The organism is Pseudomonas sp. PS01297, from assembly GCF_029959305.1.
GTDB lineage: Bacteria > Pseudomonadota > Gammaproteobacteria > Pseudomonadales > Pseudomonadaceae > Aquipseudomonas > Aquipseudomonas helleri.
The window spans coordinates 12,109-29,155 of record NZ_JASCPQ010000075.1 but is presented as its reverse complement, the minus strand read 5'-3'; the positions used below and the strand labels follow the sequence as shown (position 1 = coordinate 29,155).

The following is a 17,047-nucleotide window of genomic DNA, read 5'->3' as shown; positions in this document are numbered from 1 at the left end:
AGCTTGTCTCGCGATCTTTTGATCGTTTAAAAGATCGCGAGACAAGCTCGCTCCTACAGGGTCGTGGAGGGTTAGAGGTCGTGCAGGCACAGGTCGTCGATGACGGCTTTGCCCATGTCGCACAGGTAGTGCGAGGCCCAGGCATGGCGTTCGCCGTCTTGTTCCAGGGCAGCATCAAGGGCCAGCTTTTTGGCGCAGAACAGTAAGGCCGAGACTTGCTCTAGCGCTTGGCGCAGCGGGATATCCGGGTTTACGCGAAACAGCTGATGGTCATCTGCGCCGCAAGGGCCGAAGGTCACGACGCCAAGGGTTTTGATCGGGGAAGAGGTGGTCATTGGATAAGTTCCTAATTGGGTTGATGACTGTCTCTTTTGTTTCCAGGCAAAAGGCGACAGCCGTACGCAGGCTGGAAAACCGGGACAATTAGGAAACCCGGCAGGTCCGAAGACCTCCCGCGCACAGCCGTCATAACATGAAGACTGACGCACAAAGCCGCCAATACCCTACAGGGTGAATGGCGCTCAAGCGCGTAATTGTTACCCGGGTCTCCAGGCCCGACCACTGTTTATTTCAGTGACGGTGCACAGTACCCCTGCCCTCAACGCCAAGAAGCCATCCATTGCTGCACTTCACGTAGGAGGGTGCGCTTTTCTGTGCCCGCCTCTCAAACTGCGCGCTGTAAAAATCCTTCAGGCCTAAGTCTGTCGGCCTACAGACATTGCCGATCAAGCTGATTTCAGCCGCATTTTGATGCCGATACCGTGCGCCGCTCTCCTACTGGAAGGCGCCCTATGAGCAGCAAGCAAGGTGTGACGCAAACACTAAGGCGTGTGGGTGGCGATGGCGGCCAAGGCGCTTCATATTTTGATGACATGACCCCGGCCGAACTCAAAGAGCGTGATGCCGGGATCAAGGCCTACGAGGCCATTCAGGCCCGGCAAGAGGCCTACATGGCGCGCCGCCAAACTGAATCGGCCGCGCAGCAAAGCCATCAGAAACCTGAGCGGCGGGGCTGTGTGTTCGCCAAGTGCAGCAAGCTGCCCGATGCCGTTATCAACTACTCAGACCCGGCGGGTTTCGTGCCGGTTGATAGCCTGAGTGACTACGGCAATTTTGCGATTTTGGGTGGGTCTCAGACCGACAGTGCCGGGTTAGTGCCGCTGGCCTTAATCAGTGGCGCGGTACCGGCGGGTATCGGTGGTTTGGCCTTGGGCGGCACCGCCACTGGAGGCGTTGCCGCCGTGGGCGGAACGATGATTGCCAGCACGTTGTTGGGCGTGCTCGCCTTTTTATGGCCGTCTTCACTGGCTGACAGCGCCCTGTACACCGAAGATCAACTGCGCTCGCTCAAGCAGGCCCGCACCCGCATGCGCTTGCAGGTTGAGCAACAGGCAGATGGATCGCTAAAAGGCTATGGCTTTTACACCGGCTCAACACCCGAATGGGAAATGATCGACGTCATCCAGTTCACCCCGCGCGGCTCGCAGCAGGTGGCGGACTTTGGTGGCGGCGTAGAGTTGATCTGGACGCCCGCGATAAATCCCCAGAACACGCTCGGGATTCCACCGCTGAAAGGTGCGCCGCACACGCCGCAGATATGGATCTACCCGCCGACAAAAGCCGCTGACGCGCTGATCGTTAATCCGATTTATCCACCGGACTACAAAGACTTCATTTTGGTGTTCCCGGCTGACTCGGGGGTGGCGCCGCTTTATGTTGTGTTGAATGTGCCGGGGCATGGGTATCACCCAGCGCCCAATGCTTTGCCCGCTTATCCAGATGCCAAAGTTGCGAAACGTAAGACATCAGTTAGAGGCGGAGGAGCAAAACGCAAACGCTGGACGATTGATTCAGGAAAAATCCTTGAGTGGGATCTGCAGCATGGCGCTGTAGAAATGTACGACAAACGAGGTCGACACCTTGGCGAGTTTGATCCGAATACTGGAGAGCAAACTAAAAGTGCTGATACCAACAGGAGAATTGAGCCATGAAATATGTAATCGAAGCCTTCGATAAAACGACTGAATTACTGGTTTTTGAATTTGTTATCCCTGCGATACATGACGAACAGGTGAAAGCCATTATGGAGTGGACAACTGAACAGCAAGGTTGGGAAGGCTACGACCTCAGAGCAGACCAATTAGTAGCGCTAGAGAAGCTCGTGAACGAAAAGCTCGATACATCGGATTATGATTTTCAGCTCACTGTCAATGCGTAAACTCCAGCGATATCACCCGGTTGCTCCGATATAAAAGTGGCTTCGTTCAAAAACGGCCGAACCACTCACAAATAAATAGGAATCAAACAGTGTATTTACACATAACAGGTTTTTTACCAGCGCCGAATACGGATGACTCATTGAAATTTGAGCGTGTTCTGCAGGGTGATCTTGTGGTCGACTCTCTTAAGATTATGGATTGGAAATCACTGGACGAGGCTGGCGGGTGGGAGACTGAGATTACGCCTGATCAAGCAAAACTGTTCGCGAAGCTGTTGGACGAGCCCACGATAGTAAATTTGGCATTGTTTATAGGGTGTGTTGCTTGATGTAGGGCATCGACGTTATGAAATTTATTATTGAGAGTTTCCACAGCGTTAATGATGTTCAGGCGCGAAGTAGCTCTGCAGCTCAATCGTGATTTCAGGGTTTACGATCGCTGCGCAATCGGACGTAGCCTCGCAGGCTCGGCAACTGCTACGAGACCGTCGCGCAGGAGTGCCATCGAATAGATGTCAGCAGAGGTGAGTAAACGAAGTGGCAATTAAGCGCTCATGGGTTAAGAGCGCACTCAAAACCCCGAACGGTCTCTATCAGTTGTCTTGCTCAGCGTAAAAACTCTGTAGGAGCGAGCTTGTCTCGCGATCTTTTTAAAGGTCAAAAGATCGCGAGGCAAGCTCGCTCCTACCGTGGGTGGGGTTAGGTGAATAGTTTGCTCAGGCAGGTGAGTTTTTTCTTGTAGGAACGCCGGGCTTCGAGGGCTTGGTCGAGGGTGACGCTGACGAAGCGGGCCTTTTGGTTGGGTTGCATTTGGCCGATCAGGTCGAGGTCGGCGCTGATGACGGTGCCGATCATGGCGTAGCCGCCACCCGAGACGGCGTCGCGGTGCAAAACGATGGGTTCGAGCCCGGCAGGGACCTGGATTGAGCCAATCGGGTAGCAGCTATCGACGATGTTGGACGGGTCGGAACCGGCGCCAAACGGTTGCTCACGTGGCTGGAAGCTCAAGGCGCTGCCGCCCTTGAAGCGGTAGCCAATGCGGTCGGCCTCGGAGCCGACGGTCCAGGGTTCGGCGAAGAAGCTTTGCGCGGCGGCTTCGCTGAGGCGCTCGTAGTACAGGCCCGGGACGACCCGCAGGGTGATTTCGCCACCAATGGCCTGGCGCAAGGCCATGGGTAAGCTGGCACCCGCGCGGCCTTTGCCGCTGGCCATGCCCACGGGCAGTTCGTCGCCCGCCACCAACCGCCGACCGTTGAAGCCGCCCAACCCGCCAAGGGCATAGGTGGAGCGGCTGCCGAGTACGATGGGTACGTCGATGCCACCCGCCACCGCCAGGTACATGCGGGCGCCCGCCTTCGGAAAGTCAAAGCGCAGCACTTGCCCGGCCTTCACCGAGAACGCGGTGTCGGGGTGCATTTCTACACCGTCGAGGCGTGGGGTCATGTGGGCGCCGCTGACCGCGACCAGCGCGTCTTGCTGGAACTCGAGTTCCGGCCCCAGCAACGTGCATTCCAACGCAGCTGCACCGGCCGGGTTGCCCACTAATTGGTTGGCGGCGCTCAAGGCGTATTGGTCGAGCGCGCCGGATGGCGGGATGCCCAAGTGGTAGTAGCCTTCGCGGCCCAAGTCTTGAACCGAGGTGGCGAGTCCGGGTTTGAGTACTTTGATCATGCCAGCACCTGCGACAAAGACTGTGGATAGCCAACCGGGTCGGCCAGAAACGCGTCCAGCGAGAACTCCACCGGCCGGATCCGCAAATCGAAACGCCCAGCGTCGACCTCGGCCACGGCGTGGTCGTAGTCTTCGCGGCTCATCGGTTTGAATTGCACGATGTCACCGGGGCGGAAGAACACCATGTGTTCCTTGAGATAGGCGAGGTTCTGCTGCGGGTCGTAGATCGGCGCCGGGGTGACGCCAAACATTTGGTAACCGCCCGCGCCGCGTACCGAGTAAATGCAGCCAAAACAACCGCCGTGACCGAGGGTCAATTTGGGTGTGTCGGTGCGCGGCCGCAGGTATTTGGGCACCTGTAATTGCCGCTCGCGCTCCACCATCTGGAACATGAACGGAAGCCCGGCAACAAAGCCGACCATGGAGACAAACCACGGCGCACCGCTGTGGGCTTCGATGAAGGCCTCGACATCGGCCAGGCCGTTGATGCGGGCGGCGTACTCCAGATCCGTGGCGCTCGGGTCTTGGTGGCGGTCGCGAAAACGCATCAGGGTTTCGTGGGTCCACGGGTCGTTGTAAAGCACCGGGATTTCGATGATGCGGGTGTGCAACGAGCGCTCGGCGACGGCCTCCGCTTCGGCGCTTTTTACGGCGTCGAGCAGCGTTTGAGGAGCGATGCGGTCCGGGTCAAAACGGATCTGGAATGACGCGTTGGCCAGGCACACATCCAGCACGCCATCGAGGGCCATGTGCTCCACGGCGCGGGTGACGGCCATGCCTTTGAAGAAGGCCTCCAAGGACATGCTGTCGCTGACTTCGGCAAACAAATGCTCGTCCGCGCCGAAGCTGTAGCGGATTGGGGTATTCATGCGTCACCTCCACCAGAGTGCTCAGCCAACCAGGTTTCCAAGGTGCCGGTGTTGAAGTCCGCGCTGTGCAGCCACGGCTGTTTCAACAACTGGCCATGCAACGACAAGGTGCTGGCCATGCCGGTCAATTGAGTCTGCTCTACCGCGCTTGATGCCCGGGCCAAGGCTTGCGAACGGTCAGCGCCGTGCACAATCAATTTGGCCAGCAACGAGTCGTAGTATGGCGGCACGCGGTAGCCTTGATACAGGTGCGTGTCGACGCGAATGCCCTCGCCCTGCGGCCAGACCAACGCCTCGACCACGCCGGGGCTGGGGAAGAAATTGCGCGCCGGGTCTTCGGCATTCAGGCGCATTTGCACGGCGGCGCCATTGAGGCGGATATCGCTTTGCTGCAAGCCCAACGGCTCGCCAGCAGCAATGCGCAACATAGCCTGGACCAGGTCGATGCCAGTGATCAATTCACTGACCGGGTGTTCGACCTGGATCCGCGTGTTCATCTCGATAAAGAAGAACTCACCTGTCTCATCGTCGTACAGGTATTCCAGCGTGCCAGCGCCCTTGTAGCCCAGCGATTCGGCCAAGCGTACGGCGCTCTCGCAGAGGGTTTCGCGCTGTTGCTGAGTGAGGACCGGCGACGGCGCCTCTTCGAAGACTTTTTGCCGACGGCGCTGCAACGAGCACTCGCGTTCAAACAAATGCACGGCGCGTTGACCGTCGCCCAGCACCTGGACTTCGATGTGCCGCGCCTTGCCGATAAAGCGCTCCAGATACACCGCGCCATTGCCAAACGCGGTCTGCGCTTCACGCTGGGCGCGCGGGAATTCTTCGCTCAGTTGCTGGGCGCTTTGCGCCAGGCGAATCCCGCGCCCGCCACCACCGGCCGACGCTTTGATCAGCAAGGGATAGCCCACGGCCTCGGCGGCCTTGAGCGCGGACTCGACGTCGAACAGCTCATCCGCAGAGCCCGGCACCACGGGCACGCCAGCGGCCTGCGCGGTGCGGCGGGCCTCGGCTTTGTCGCCCATACGGCGAATGGTGTCGGGGCTCGGGCCGACAAAAATCGCCCCGGCGGCGAGCACGGCTTCGGCGAAGTCGGCGTTCTCGGACAAGAAGCCATAACCCGGATGCACCGCGTTGGCGCCGGTGGCTCTCAGCGCGCCGATCAAGGCCTCGATGTTCAGGTAGCTTTTATCGGCGCGGGCCGGGCCGAGGATGTGAACTTCATCGGCCATGCGCGCAGCTTGGGAGTCGACGTCGGCTTCGCTGCACGCGGCTACGGTGGGAATCCCCAACGCCTGGGCGGCGCGAATAATCCGCACGGCGATCTCGCCACGGTTGGCGATCAGTAATTTATGAATGCCTTGGGTCATGGTCACGCCCTTACTCGTGGTCGAGCGTTGCGATGACCTGGCCCGGCTCGATCGGGTCGCCGTCTTCAACCAGGAAGGCGCTGACCCGACCGGCTGCCCCGGCGGTCAATTCAGAAAACTGCTTCATGACTTCAATCAAGCCAATGACCGTGTCGGCAGTGACCTGCGCGCCCACTTCAACAAAGTTGTCCGAGTCCGGTGAAGCTTTGCGGTAGAACGTGCCCGGCAATGGGGTGATGACGGTGTGTTCGGCCATGTCTGTTCCTCTTGGAATAGTTGTAGAAAGGCAGGCAAAAAATGAATCGATGCGTAAACCCTGGTTTCTGGCGCCAGGTGTTCAGGGATTAACGTGGCGCGCGCACCTTGAGCCCGGCACCGTCCAGTGCGCCGCGCACCGCTTGGGCCAAAACGAGCGCGCCCGGCGTGTCGCTGTGCAAGCAGATGGAGTCGAACTCGATGGCCAGGTCTTCGCCTTCGACGGTGCGCACCACGCCCTCCTGACAGGCACGCAACGCACGCTCAGCAACGTGGGCCGGGTCGTAAGCGCGCACATTGCGGGTAAACACGATGGAGCCGCTGAGGTCGTATTCGCGGTCGGCATAAAACTCGCGAACCACCGGCTGGCCCAACGCTTGAGCGATGCGGCAGATCACCGAACCCGGCATGCAAAACAGCAGCAGCTCCGGCTCCAGACGTTGCAGGTTCTCGACCAGCAAGCGCGCCGCTTCTTCGTCACGGGCCAGGTGCATGTAGAGCGCGCCGTGGGGCTTGATGTGTTGCAGTGCAACGCCTTGAACACGCGCCAGCTCACGTAGGGCGCCGAGTTGGTAAAGGATGTCGTCGACCAGTTCCTGGGCCGGGGCATTGATGTGGCGACGGCCAAAACCGACCAGGTCGCGAAAGCCCGGGTGTGCGCCAATGGCCACGCCCAGACGCTTGGCTTGCTCGATGGTGCGGCGCATGGTGCTCGGGTCACCGGCATGAAAACCGGTGGCGATATTGGCCGAGCTGATGAAGGCCATCAGTTCGGTGTCGACGCCATCGCCGATGGTCCACGGGCCGAAGCCCTCGCCCATGTCGGAGTTGAAATCTACGGTGTGCATGGGTGTTGCTCCTGGTGCTGATGACTGCATGCAAACTACGTTAGAGTGCTGCCAACCCCGTGGAAAGATCTATTAATAGATAGGATGCCTTCTGAAAAACAGATAGATATCCTATGGAGTGCCCATGTCACTGACCCTGCGCCAAGTCCGTTATTTCGTCGCCACCGCCGAGATTGGGCAAATCTCCCAGGCGGCGATTTATTTGAATATTTCCCAGTCGGCGGTGACCACAGCGATCAAGGAGCTGGAGAGCACTGTCGGCACGCTGTTATTTCAGCGCTCGGTTCAGGGCATGACCTTGACCGAGGCCGGGCGGCATTTTCTGAACCGGGCCTACGTGATTTTGCGCAGCGTGGATGACGCCTTGAACAGCCCGCTGCCGGACATCCGCGCCAGCGGCGTGTTGCGCTTGGCGGCCAGCTACACGGTGATCGGTTATTTTTTGCCACACCATTTGCAGCGTCTTGAACACTGGCACCCGGACGTCACCATCGAGGTCCATGAACAAGAGCGCACGGCGATCGAGCAAGGGTTGCTGGAGGGCCGTTTCGACATGGCGGTGGTGCTGACGGCGAACCTGACGCACCCGGACATAATCTCCGAAACACTCTTCAACTCTGAGCGCCGGTTGTGGCTGCCCAGCCATCACCCGCTGTGCGAGCGTTCGGCTGTGAGCTTGGCCGACGTCGCCAAAGAGCCCTACATTTTGCTCACCGTGGATGAAGCAGAACAAAGTGCGATGCGCTATTGGGAGCAGAGCCACCAACAACCCAACGTGCGGGTGCGCACCAGTTCTGTTGAAGCGGTGCGCAGCATGGTTGCCAATGGCAGCGGCGTGGCGATCCTGTCGGACCTGGTGCACCGGCCATGGTCACTGGAAGGCAAACGCATTGAAACCGTGACCGTCACCGACGCCGTGACGCCCATGAGCGTGGGGTTGGCGTGGCATCGCGAGCGCGACTTGAGCCCGGCGATGCAGGCGTTTCGTACGTACTTCCACGACGCCTTTTTGGCCCCGCAGCAGATATCGGCGCGGCGCTGAAGCGGTGCAGGAGCGAGCTTTTTTACGATCAAAAGATCGCGAGGCGAGCTCGCTCCTGCAGGGGGAGGGGTGAAGATTAGAACTGGTATTCGACGCTGCCTTGCAGGGTTCGCCCACGGCCCAGGGTGAAGGCCAGTACGTCGCCCAGCGGGACGAGGTAGGCGCGGTCGGTGACGTTTTCCATGGCCACACGCAGGTTCAACTGGTCGTTGACGCGGTAGCTGCCGTACAGGTCGTAGACGGTGTAGGGCTTCCAGTCTGCCGGGTAGACGCCGCCCTGGGAGACGGTCACGTCCGGGCCGCCGGCGATGGAGTAGCCGCCGCTGTAGCGGGCGCGGGCGCCGATATCCAGTTTGCGCTCGAAGAAGCGCGCGCCCAGAGTGAGGGTCCCACGGTCCATCGGCATGTGTTCGGCGGAACCGAGGATGGCGCCGCAATGCGAGGAGCCGTTGGCGATGTCATCAGGGATCATGGCGTCTACCGGCTGACGGCTGCCGGGTTTTTTGACGATTTTGGTGACGCCGCCCAGCCAGGCGGTTTTGCTGCAGTAGTCGTTGGTGCCGATCATGTGCGTGTAGTTGAACTGGCCATAGGCGCGGCCCGCGTCGTAGTCCAACTGGTACTCAATGCCCTTGAAGCGGGTTTCTTTGAGGTTGTTGACGTAGGCACTGTTGCCCAGGCTGGCCATGCCATAACCCGGCTTTTGCAAGGCCATGTTCATGAAGATGAAGTCGTCGACCCGGGTGTCAAAGTACGACACTTTGGCGCCTATGCGGTCGCCGTCCAGGAACAGGCTGTCTTTGAAGACGTTGACGCCCACTTCCCAAGTGGTCGAGGTCTCTGGCTTGAGGAACGGGTTGGGGTAGGTGAATTCTGCGCCCCCGCCATGGGGCCGCCCGCTGATCATGGTTTCGGTCACGGCCGGTGGGCGCCAGCCCTTGCCGTAAGTGGCGAACAGTTGCATCCAGTCCAGGCCCGGCTTGACCGATAGGCCGAAGGTGGGCGAGAAGCGGCCTTGCTCTTCGTCTACGTCGTAGTGCACCGACTCGCCGATCTGTTTGGTGGTACCAATCACGAACGTGCGGGTTTCAAGGCCGGTCTTGCCGCGCAGCCGGTAACGGTCGTAGCGCAAGCCCGCGTTCACGTTGAACCAGTCGTCGTAGTCGTAATCCAGACGCGTGAACAGGCTGGCCACGCCACGATCGCCCTTGGGTGTCATGTTTTCTGAGTCCGGGGTATCGAGCACGGCGCCTTCAGCCACGGTTTGGGTCGAGTTGGGGCGCACTTTGTCGTAGAAGAACTCCAGCCCGTAGTTGGCTTTGATGATGGAGCGTTCACCCAGTGCAAACAGCGAGGTGTTCTGCGCTTGCAGGCCGTAGGTGTCGGTCTGGTAGGTGACCTTGTAGCCAGGGCTGATACCGCGCGCCAGGGTGCTCTGTTGGTTGCGGTTGTCGACGTGGTAGACCTTGGCCTTGAAGTCGATCAGCGGGTTGTCCGGTGTGTAGCTGTAGTCCAGCGCCAGGTTCTGCGCCCTGACGCTGTTGCTGCCGAGTTTGTCCCAGAGGTCGGCCTTCTCGACGTTCATCATGTTGGCGTCGGTGTAGTTGACGTTGGTCACCAGGTAGCTGAGTTGCAAGCGCTGGTCTTGTGGCAGGTTGAGGCCGAGTTTGATCAGCCGTGAGCGCATCACCGAGCCTGAGTATTCCACCGGGGAGTTTTTAAGGCGGGTGGCGTTTTCCGGGTGGGCGGCAGAGCCTGTGCGCAGCTCGCCGATGGAGCCTTTGGTGCCGGGGTCATAGTCGCCCAGATGGCGCTCGCTAGCGGCCACCAGCATGTCCCAGACTTCGCCGCCGATGGCAAAGGCCGAGCTGCCGATAAAGTGGGTGCCATTGCCCAGCCCGCCCAGGCCTGTGGTAGCGCGGATACGGCCGCCGATTTCTTTGCCATCGGTGAGCAGGTCTGACGCTTCGAGGGTGCGGAAGTTGGCAATACCGCCAATCACGCCCGCGCCGCCCATGGTGGACGTGGCGCCCTTTTCAATCACGACCTGGGAGAGCAAATCGGGGTCGACATACAGCGTGCCGTTACGTTGCTGGTGGCCGCTTTGTTGATAGTTCTGGCGCATGCCGTCGACCGACATGTTGACCCGGCCATAGTCCTGAATGCCGCGAATGTTGACGGACAAACCGGGGTCTTGCTGACTGACCGCCGAGTACACGCCGGTGGTTTCTTCGAGCATGTCGGCGGCATGGCGCGGCGGGTTGCGGTCCAGTTGTTCGCGGCTGACCACGTTGACCGAACGCGGCGCCTGGTAGACCCAGTCCCCAGGGTGCGCGGCGTTGACTTGGGTGGCCGACAAGCTCAGCACATTGCCTTCGTGCACCGGCAATTGGAACAACTGCACGGACGGGCGTTTGCTGCCTTGGGCCTGATTGTGTTCGAAGCGGATGCCGCTGCCGTCGAGCAACTGGCTCAGGGCCGCGGCGATGCTGTAGTTACCCTGCACAGCGTGGCCCGTGCGGCCTTGCAGCTGTGCGTCGCCGACCAGCAGATCGATCCCGGCTTGAGCGGCCAAGGCGTAGATGGCGGTGTCCAGTGGCTGAGCAGGCACGTTGAACGGACGAACGCTGTCGAGCGTGGCCACCTTGCCCGGCGCCCCCGTTGCCGTGCTTTGCTGAGCGGCCACCTGGCCTGTCGATACCGCGCCAAGCAGCATGATGGCCATGCCTATAGCCCGTCCCAGACGACTGGGGATCGGTCGTTCTACGTTCATCCTTAACCACTCCTTGAATGCTAATGAATTGCATCTGCATTAGCATTGACGGATGGTCGCACACCCTAGGTAAAAATAATTTCCAGCCCGTGGTCGGGGCTTAATACAGCACGGTCACGCCTGCCAGTTGGGCGACCTGAAGCTGGCGTTCGGCCGCCAGGGTACGGATGGCAGCATCGAGGTTGTCGAGGTGGAACAAGCCGCTGACCGGGGTGTGCGCCTGCTCGCTGGCGACCAGTTTGAGCAGGCCGGGGCGAAAGTCCGAGAAGCGTTGCAGCACCTGATCGAGGGGCACATTGCGAAAGATCAGCACGCCCTGCGCCCAGTCGGCGCGCTGTGTCGGGTCGTCGCTGAGAGCGACGATGCCCTGGCCGCGTTGGTAGCGGGCGGCCTGGCCCTCACTCAGCGTCAGCTCGCTCTGGGGCTGTTGCAGGCTGACGTTGACGCTGTGTTGCAGCACGCCGACCCAGGCGTTGTCGCTGTCTTGTCGTTGCACCACAAAGCGCGTGCCCAATGCTTGGGTTCGGCCGCCGGAGGCTTCGACGACGAACGCACGTTTTTCTTCGCCCTGACGCGGCGCCGGGCTGAACAATGCCTCGCCCTGGATCAGCCGCACGCGGCGCTCATGGCCGTCGTAATCGACGTCCAGGGCGCTGCGCGAGCCGAGCAGCACTTGGCTGCCATCTGCGAGGGTCAAGGTGCGAACTTCGCCGGTGCCGGTGCGGTAATCGGCCATCAATGGGGCCAGAGTGTCGCGGCTGTTCACCGCCAGCATCACCACCAGCAACAGGCCTGCAACGCCCGCCCAGCGCACGGGCATCCGCGGTTCCCAGGTAAACAGGCCGCGCAGGAAGCGCCGCACACGGGTGGACCGCGCCACGGGGACGGGGGTGGAAAACAGCGGATTGGCGCGCAGGGTTTCGGCCATCTCCCAGAGCATTTCAGCGTCGGCCAGAGCATCGGCATGGGCCGGGTCAGCGTCCAGCCAACGCTCCAGCGCGTCCATTTGTTGCGCATCCAGCCGCTCCATGCGTTGGCGTACGGCCCAGTCAGCGGCCTGCTGGCGGATTCGCTCAGCAGTGGCGTCAGGCGTCATCACAGGATGTTCTCTTTTTTGGGCGTATAGGGAATATGACGGGCAAGGCGGCCACATCCGGTAAATAAACACGCATACGGTGCAGGGTTTTCATCCGCGATGCTCCATTTTTTGCGCGACGAAGCTGACGGCCATGGCCAGATGCTTCTGCACGGAGCTGGTGGAAATCGCCAAATGTTCGGCGGCCTGTTGATAACTCATGCCTTCGAACCGACACAACTGGAACACCTGACGCGTGCGCAGGGGCAGCGCGGCCATCGCCTGCAACAGGCGTTGCATGTCTTGCTGGGCCTGGGCGCGCATGTCCGGGCCGGGCATCGGGTCGACGACTTCGTGCAGGGTTTGGAGGGGGACGCTGTCGGTGCGGGTCTGTTGATGGCTGCGCCGATGGTCAATGACCAGACGGCTGGCCATGGTAAACAGGAACGCCATGGGTTCTTGCAGGCGCTCTTCACTCTCGCGCATGGCCAGGCGGGCAAAACACTCTTGGGTGAGGTCGTCCGCCAGTTCGGGCTGGCGTGTTTTTAAAAGCAGAAAGCGCCGCAGACGCGGCGCGCACTCGGCATACCATCGCTCCAGTTCGGTTTCAGAGGCCATGGTGCCTGCGCTGCTCGATTTAAATGAGGTTGATATTCTTTATCATTTGCGCAGGTAGAGGCAAGAGGCTATTACGGGTGAGGTGGCTCTTAGGGCAAAAGCCAGATCAAGAGATCGTGAGGCAAGCTCGCTTCTACAGGGGGGCCGGTGGGTTGGGCGTTGCGTTGGCGGGCGCAATCGTGAATGATACGGCTTCTCATTTATGACCCTTTCTCGTCCGGGCTTTCCGTTCATGCCTTCGCCCTCCCGTTCAACGTTGCTGGCCAGCTTTCAGGAGCATTACGACGATCTGTTGTCGTTCCTGACGCGGCGCCTGCGTGACCGGCATCGGGCGGCGGATGTTGCACAGGAAACCTGGATCAAACTGGCGAAGATCGACCCTGATACGGTCACGGTGCTGAATGATCGGCACTTTATTTTCAAGGTGGCGGGTAATTTGGCCATTGATGCGCTGCGGGTTGATCAGCGCCAGACCCGTAATCTGAGCGCCGAGCCGCCGTCCATCGACATCGCCGACCCGGGGTTGCCGCCAGAAGGCTTATTGCTGGCCAAAGAGCGCATCGGCATTTTGGATGAGGCCCTGCAACAGCTCTCACCCAATGCCCGCAAAGCGTTGTTGCTGAGCCGTATCGATGGCATGACCCAAGCGCAGATCGCGGCAGAACTGGGCGTGTCGCCGAGTATGGTGGCAAAATACATCGGCCAGGCGTTGCGCCATTGCCGTGACTGGCTCAAACACAACCATGCCTGAGCCCGCCGCAATGCCTTCAACGCCCTCCTCTGACGACCTCGACGATCAAGCCATTGAGTGGCAAACGCTGCTGCATTCTGGCGACGCCAGCGCTCGTCAGCGCCTGGACTACCAACGCTGGCAGCACCTCAGCCCCGCCCACCAAACTGCCGCCCGCGAGGCCGAAGCGCTGTGGGCCGATATCGGCCTGACCGCCACTGCCGAGCAACACCGTACACGCCCGCGTCGCCGCGTGTTTCGCTGGGCCAGCGGGCTGGCGGCGGGGCTGGTCATGGCCGTGTTGGGCTACGGCGGCCTGGAGTACGTGCCGCGTTGGTCTGACACCCATCACACCGGGGTCGGTCAGCGCCAGCAATGGCTGTTGAGCGACGGCACGCGGGTGACGCTGAACAGCGCCACGGCGTTGACCGTGGATTTCACCGCCAACCAGCGCACCATCACGCTGCGCAAAGGCGAAGCGCTGTTTGAACTGGCGAACGATCCGGCCCGGCCCTTTGTGGTTGAGGCCGGTCAGGACCGGGTGCAGGCCAAGGAAGCGACGTTCAGTGTGCGCCGTGACGCCGATCAGACCCGCGTGCTGGTGGCCACCGGCGCGGCGCAGGTTGAGCATCAGGCCCAGACTCTGGAGTTGCGCCCCAATCAGCAAGCGCTGTATCACGCTGGCCAGCCCGTTGCCGAGCGCCAGCAGGTGGATGCCAATGCGCTGACGGCGTGGCATCGCGGCAAGCTGATTTTCAACCGCAAGCCGTTGCAGGAAGTGCTCAGTGAGCTGGAGCGTTACCAGTACGGGCGCATTGTGCTGCCGGACACTGACTTGGGGGCGATGCAGATCAGCGGGGTGTTTGACCTGAATGATCCGCACAATCTGCTGCACACCCTTGAGCAGCGTTACGGCCTCAACATCACCTATTTGCCGTTTGTGGCGTGGGTGCACTGAAAATAATTTCACGCGGGCACTGCAAGATCCTGTTGGGCATATCGTCGTACTAAGACCAAGAGCGAATCCGTTCTCATTAGCGATATAAAAACCCAGACAAGGATTAACACCGCAATGGTCCAGCCCATCAAACAGCCGCGCGGCGCACGCCCCACCGAACAACGACTGCGTCAAACGCTGATGGCCACCACGTTGCTGGCAAGCCTGGCGGGCACGTTCCACGCCACCGCGCACGCGGCACCGGCCACAGCGCCCAACGCCTCGGTGAGCACCCGCCAGGTCAACGTTGCCGTCCCGGCCCAAGACCTCGACCAGGCGCTGACGCAGTTTGCTGATCAGGCTGACTTGCACCTGTTGTTTACCTCTGCCGAAGTGGCCGGGCTGCACAGCCCTGCGCTGGACGGCCAGATGAGCATTGAACAGGCGCTGCAAACCCTGTTGGCAGGCAGCGGCCTGAACTGGCAGTTTAGCGACGCGCGCACGGTGATTGTGCGCAAGCCGGACACGGCGGCAAAAGGGCTGCAACTCAAGGCGCTGGAAGTCAGTGTGGGCGCGCGCACCAGCACCGCCATCAGTGAAATTCCCGGTACGGTTTGGGTGGTGGATCAGGTGCAACTGCAAGAGCAACTGGACACCGGCGTCACCCTCAAAGAAGCCATTGGCAAGTTGGTGCCGGGCCTGGATCTGGCCCCCGAAGGCCGCAGCAATTACGGCCAGAACATGCGCGGGCGCAACGTTTTGGTGATGATCGACGGCGTGAGCCAAAACAGCTCACGCGGCCTGTCGCGGCAGTTCGACAGCATCTCGCCGTTTAACGTGGAGCGGGTTGAAGTGTTGTCGGGCGCCAGCGCGTTATACGGCGGCGGCGCCACGGGCGGGATCATCAATATCGTGACCAAAAAAGGCGCGCCCGGCCCGGCCCAGTTTGAAACCGAAGTGTCGGGCACCAGCGGCTTTAACAAGAGCGATGACCTGTCGAGCCGCATCTCGCAATCGGTGAGCGGCGGGACCGATCGGGTGCACGGCCGCCTGGGGATTTCCGGCGAGCAGAACAAAGCGTTTTACGACGGTAAAGGCGACCAGATCTTTATCGATAACACCCAGACGGATTTGCAGTACAACCGCACGCTGGACCTGATGGGCAGCCTGGCGATCAAGCTCGATGACGTGCAAGACCTCGACCTGCTGGCGCAGTATTACGACTCGGGCAACAACGGCAACACCGGGCTTTACTTCCCCAACCTGCACGACAAGGCACCGTCCAATCTGGAAGATGCCGAGATCCGCAGCGGCTACCACACCGACCTTGAGCCACGCTCCAAGCGCCTGCTGTTCAACGCCAACTATCACCACAGTGACCTGCTGGGCCAGGACTTCTACTTGCAGGGCTCGTACCGCAAGGAAGACAACAATTTCTTCCCGTTCCCGTATTACAACGCGGGCAAACCCCAAGGCGTCAACGGCGTTTACTTCGCCGCGTCGCAACAGAATTTTGAAGTCACCAGCCTCAAGGCGCTGTTCGCCAAACAGTGGGACAGCGTGAAGCTGACCTATGGCGTGGACCTGGACCGTGAGCGTTTTAACGCCACGCAAAGCGTGTTCAATTCGGCCATTTCTTCCGAGAGCGGCGGGCTGGATCTGGACACCCAAAGCAAAGCTCCGCGCTACCCGAGCTACCGCGTCGACGGCCACTCGGTGTATGCCCAGGCGGACTGGAAACTCACCGACGCCCTGACGTTGTCCGGTGGCGCACGCCGCCAGCAAATGGACGTAGACGTGGGGGTGTTCAAAGGCATCCCCGGTGGCAGCAACGATTACGCGGTCAACCTGTTTAACCTGGGCGCCATTTATGACTTCAAGAACGGCCACCAGACCTGGATCAATTACAGCGAAGGCTTTGACCTGCCGGACCCGGCCAAGTATTACGGCAAGGCGGGCCTGAGCGTTAAAGACAATCCGCTGGCCGGGATCAAGAGCCGTCAGGTCGAAACCGGCTGGCGTTTTGCCGATGTGGACTGGGACGCGCAGGCGGCGGTGTATTACATCTGGTCTGACAAAGTCATCACCACCGACAGCGCGACGCTGACCATTGATGTGGTGGATAAAAAGAGCCGCGACTTTGGTTTTGAAGGTGCGCTGACCCGTCACTTCAACAACGGCTGGGATGCGGGCGGCACGTTGCACCTGGTGCGTTCCGAAGAGGAAGACGCCGATGGCGACTGGATGAAGCGCGATGCCCGTTACGCGTCGTTGTCCAAATCAACGGCGTTCGTGGGCTGGCATGGGGACGGTCGTAATGTGCGCTTGCAGGGCAACCACGCCTTCACGCTCAAGGACGATTCTGATCACAAGATCAGCGGTTACACCACGTTCGATTTGATGGGCAGCCAAGAGACAGAATTCGGCACCTTTAGCGCCGGTATCCAGAACCTGCTGGACAAGGAATACAGCACGGTCTGGGGCCAGCGTGCCGCGTTGTTCTACTCACCGACTTACGGCCCGGAGTACCTGTATGACTACCAGGGGCGGGGCCGGACGTACACCTTGACCTGGTCGATGGCGTACTGAGTGCAGGCAGGCTGCGAAAGGGCCAAGCCCTTCGCAGCCTGTGGCAGCGACT

15 protein-coding genes are annotated in these 17,047 nt (G+C 60.5%); 6 read left to right on the top strand and 9 right to left on the bottom strand.

Annotation, left to right across the window (positions count from 1 at the left end; all coding sequences use genetic code 11):
• Nucleotides 1–71: 71 nt before the first annotated feature.
• On the bottom strand, nt 72–335 hold the full coding sequence (locus QMX84_RS19610) for a DUF3077 domain-containing protein (protein ID WP_262126078.1): 264 nt from the start codon (nt 333–335) through the stop codon (nt 72–74).
• Between the two features lie 456 nt (nt 336–791).
• Between QMX84_RS19610 and QMX84_RS19605 the strand changes: the two genes are divergently transcribed.
• Both QMX84_RS19605 and QMX84_RS19600 read left to right on the top strand, forming a co-directional pair.
• Nucleotides 792–1,991, top strand: a complete 1,200-nt coding sequence (locus tag QMX84_RS19605) for a colicin E3/pyocin S6 family cytotoxin (RefSeq protein WP_282364577.1) — start codon at nt 792–794, stop codon at nt 1,989–1,991.
• Nucleotides 1,988–2,218: a hypothetical protein gene (locus QMX84_RS19600; RefSeq protein ID WP_262126076.1), complete on the top strand. Its 231-nt coding sequence runs from the start codon at nt 1,988–1,990 to the stop codon at nt 2,216–2,218. The genes QMX84_RS19605 and QMX84_RS19600 overlap by 4 nt, the downstream gene beginning before the upstream one ends.
• Nucleotides 2,219–2,917: 699 nt before the next feature.
• Here the strand turns inward: QMX84_RS19600 and QMX84_RS19595 are convergent.
• From QMX84_RS19595 to QMX84_RS19575, 5 genes are all read right to left on the bottom strand, one after another.
• A complete protein-coding gene (locus tag QMX84_RS19595) occupies nt 2,918–3,889 on the bottom strand; it encodes a biotin-dependent carboxyltransferase family protein (RefSeq protein WP_282364576.1) in 972 nt (323 codons plus the stop codon).
• The gene (locus QMX84_RS19590) at nt 3,886–4,758 is read right to left on the bottom strand and encodes an allophanate hydrolase subunit 1 (RefSeq protein ID WP_153434611.1); all 873 of its coding nucleotides are present in this window, start codon (nt 4,756–4,758) and stop codon (nt 3,886–3,888) included. The genes QMX84_RS19595 and QMX84_RS19590 overlap by 4 nt, the downstream gene beginning before the upstream one ends.
• Nucleotides 4,755–6,128, bottom strand: a complete 1,374-nt coding sequence (locus QMX84_RS19585; protein WP_282364578.1) for an acetyl-CoA carboxylase biotin carboxylase subunit — start codon at nt 6,126–6,128, stop codon at nt 4,755–4,757. Before QMX84_RS19585 ends, QMX84_RS19590 begins: the two co-directional genes overlap by 4 nt.
• Nucleotides 6,129–6,138: 10 nt before the next feature.
• Nucleotides 6,139–6,384: an acetyl-CoA carboxylase gene (locus QMX84_RS19580; protein ID WP_048366929.1), complete on the bottom strand. Its 246-nt coding sequence runs from the start codon at nt 6,382–6,384 to the stop codon at nt 6,139–6,141.
• Between the two features lie 88 nt (nt 6,385–6,472).
• Nucleotides 6,473–7,231: a 5-oxoprolinase subunit PxpA gene (locus QMX84_RS19575; RefSeq protein ID WP_048390969.1), complete on the bottom strand. Its 759-nt coding sequence runs from the start codon at nt 7,229–7,231 to the stop codon at nt 6,473–6,475.
• A gap of 124 nt (nt 7,232–7,355) precedes the next feature.
• On the opposite strand from QMX84_RS19575, the gene QMX84_RS19570 reads away from it, so the two are divergent.
• A complete protein-coding gene (locus QMX84_RS19570) occupies nt 7,356–8,273 on the top strand; it encodes a LysR family transcriptional regulator (protein ID WP_262126075.1) in 918 nt (305 codons plus the stop codon).
• 76 nt (nt 8,274–8,349) lie between these two features.
• On the opposite strand, the gene QMX84_RS19565 is transcribed toward QMX84_RS19570, so the two are convergent.
• The 3 genes from QMX84_RS19565 to QMX84_RS19555 all read right to left on the bottom strand — a co-directional run bounded on the left by QMX84_RS19565 (nt 8,350) and on the right by QMX84_RS19555 (nt 12,739).
• Entirely contained in the window at nt 8,350–11,046 is a 2,697-nt protein-coding gene (locus QMX84_RS19565) for a TonB-dependent receptor (RefSeq protein ID WP_282364575.1), read from the bottom strand.
• Between the two features lie 100 nt (nt 11,047–11,146).
• Nucleotides 11,147–12,142, bottom strand: a complete 996-nt coding sequence (locus QMX84_RS19560; protein WP_282364574.1) for a FecR domain-containing protein — start codon at nt 12,140–12,142, stop codon at nt 11,147–11,149.
• Nucleotides 12,143–12,232: 90 nt separating this feature from the next.
• Complete coding sequence (locus QMX84_RS19555; protein WP_153336885.1) at nt 12,233–12,739, bottom strand: RNA polymerase sigma factor; 507 nt, start codon at nt 12,737–12,739, stop codon at nt 12,233–12,235.
• 202 nt (nt 12,740–12,941) lie between these two features.
• Here QMX84_RS19555 and QMX84_RS19550 point away from each other — a divergent pair, with 202 nt between their 5' ends.
• The 3 genes from QMX84_RS19550 (at nt 12,942) to QMX84_RS19540 (ending at nt 16,995) form a co-directional block, all read left to right on the top strand.
• On the top strand, nt 12,942–13,490 hold the full coding sequence (locus tag QMX84_RS19550; RefSeq protein WP_282364573.1) for an RNA polymerase sigma factor: 549 nt from the start codon (nt 12,942–12,944) through the stop codon (nt 13,488–13,490).
• A gap of 10 nt (nt 13,491–13,500) precedes the next feature.
• Nucleotides 13,501–14,427, top strand: a complete 927-nt coding sequence (locus QMX84_RS19545) for a FecR family protein (protein WP_282364572.1) — start codon at nt 13,501–13,503, stop codon at nt 14,425–14,427.
• Between the two features lie 114 nt (nt 14,428–14,541).
• On the top strand, nt 14,542–16,995 hold the full coding sequence (locus QMX84_RS19540) for a TonB-dependent receptor (protein ID WP_282364571.1): 2,454 nt from the start codon (nt 14,542–14,544) through the stop codon (nt 16,993–16,995).
• Nucleotides 16,996–17,047 lie beyond the last annotated feature (52 nt).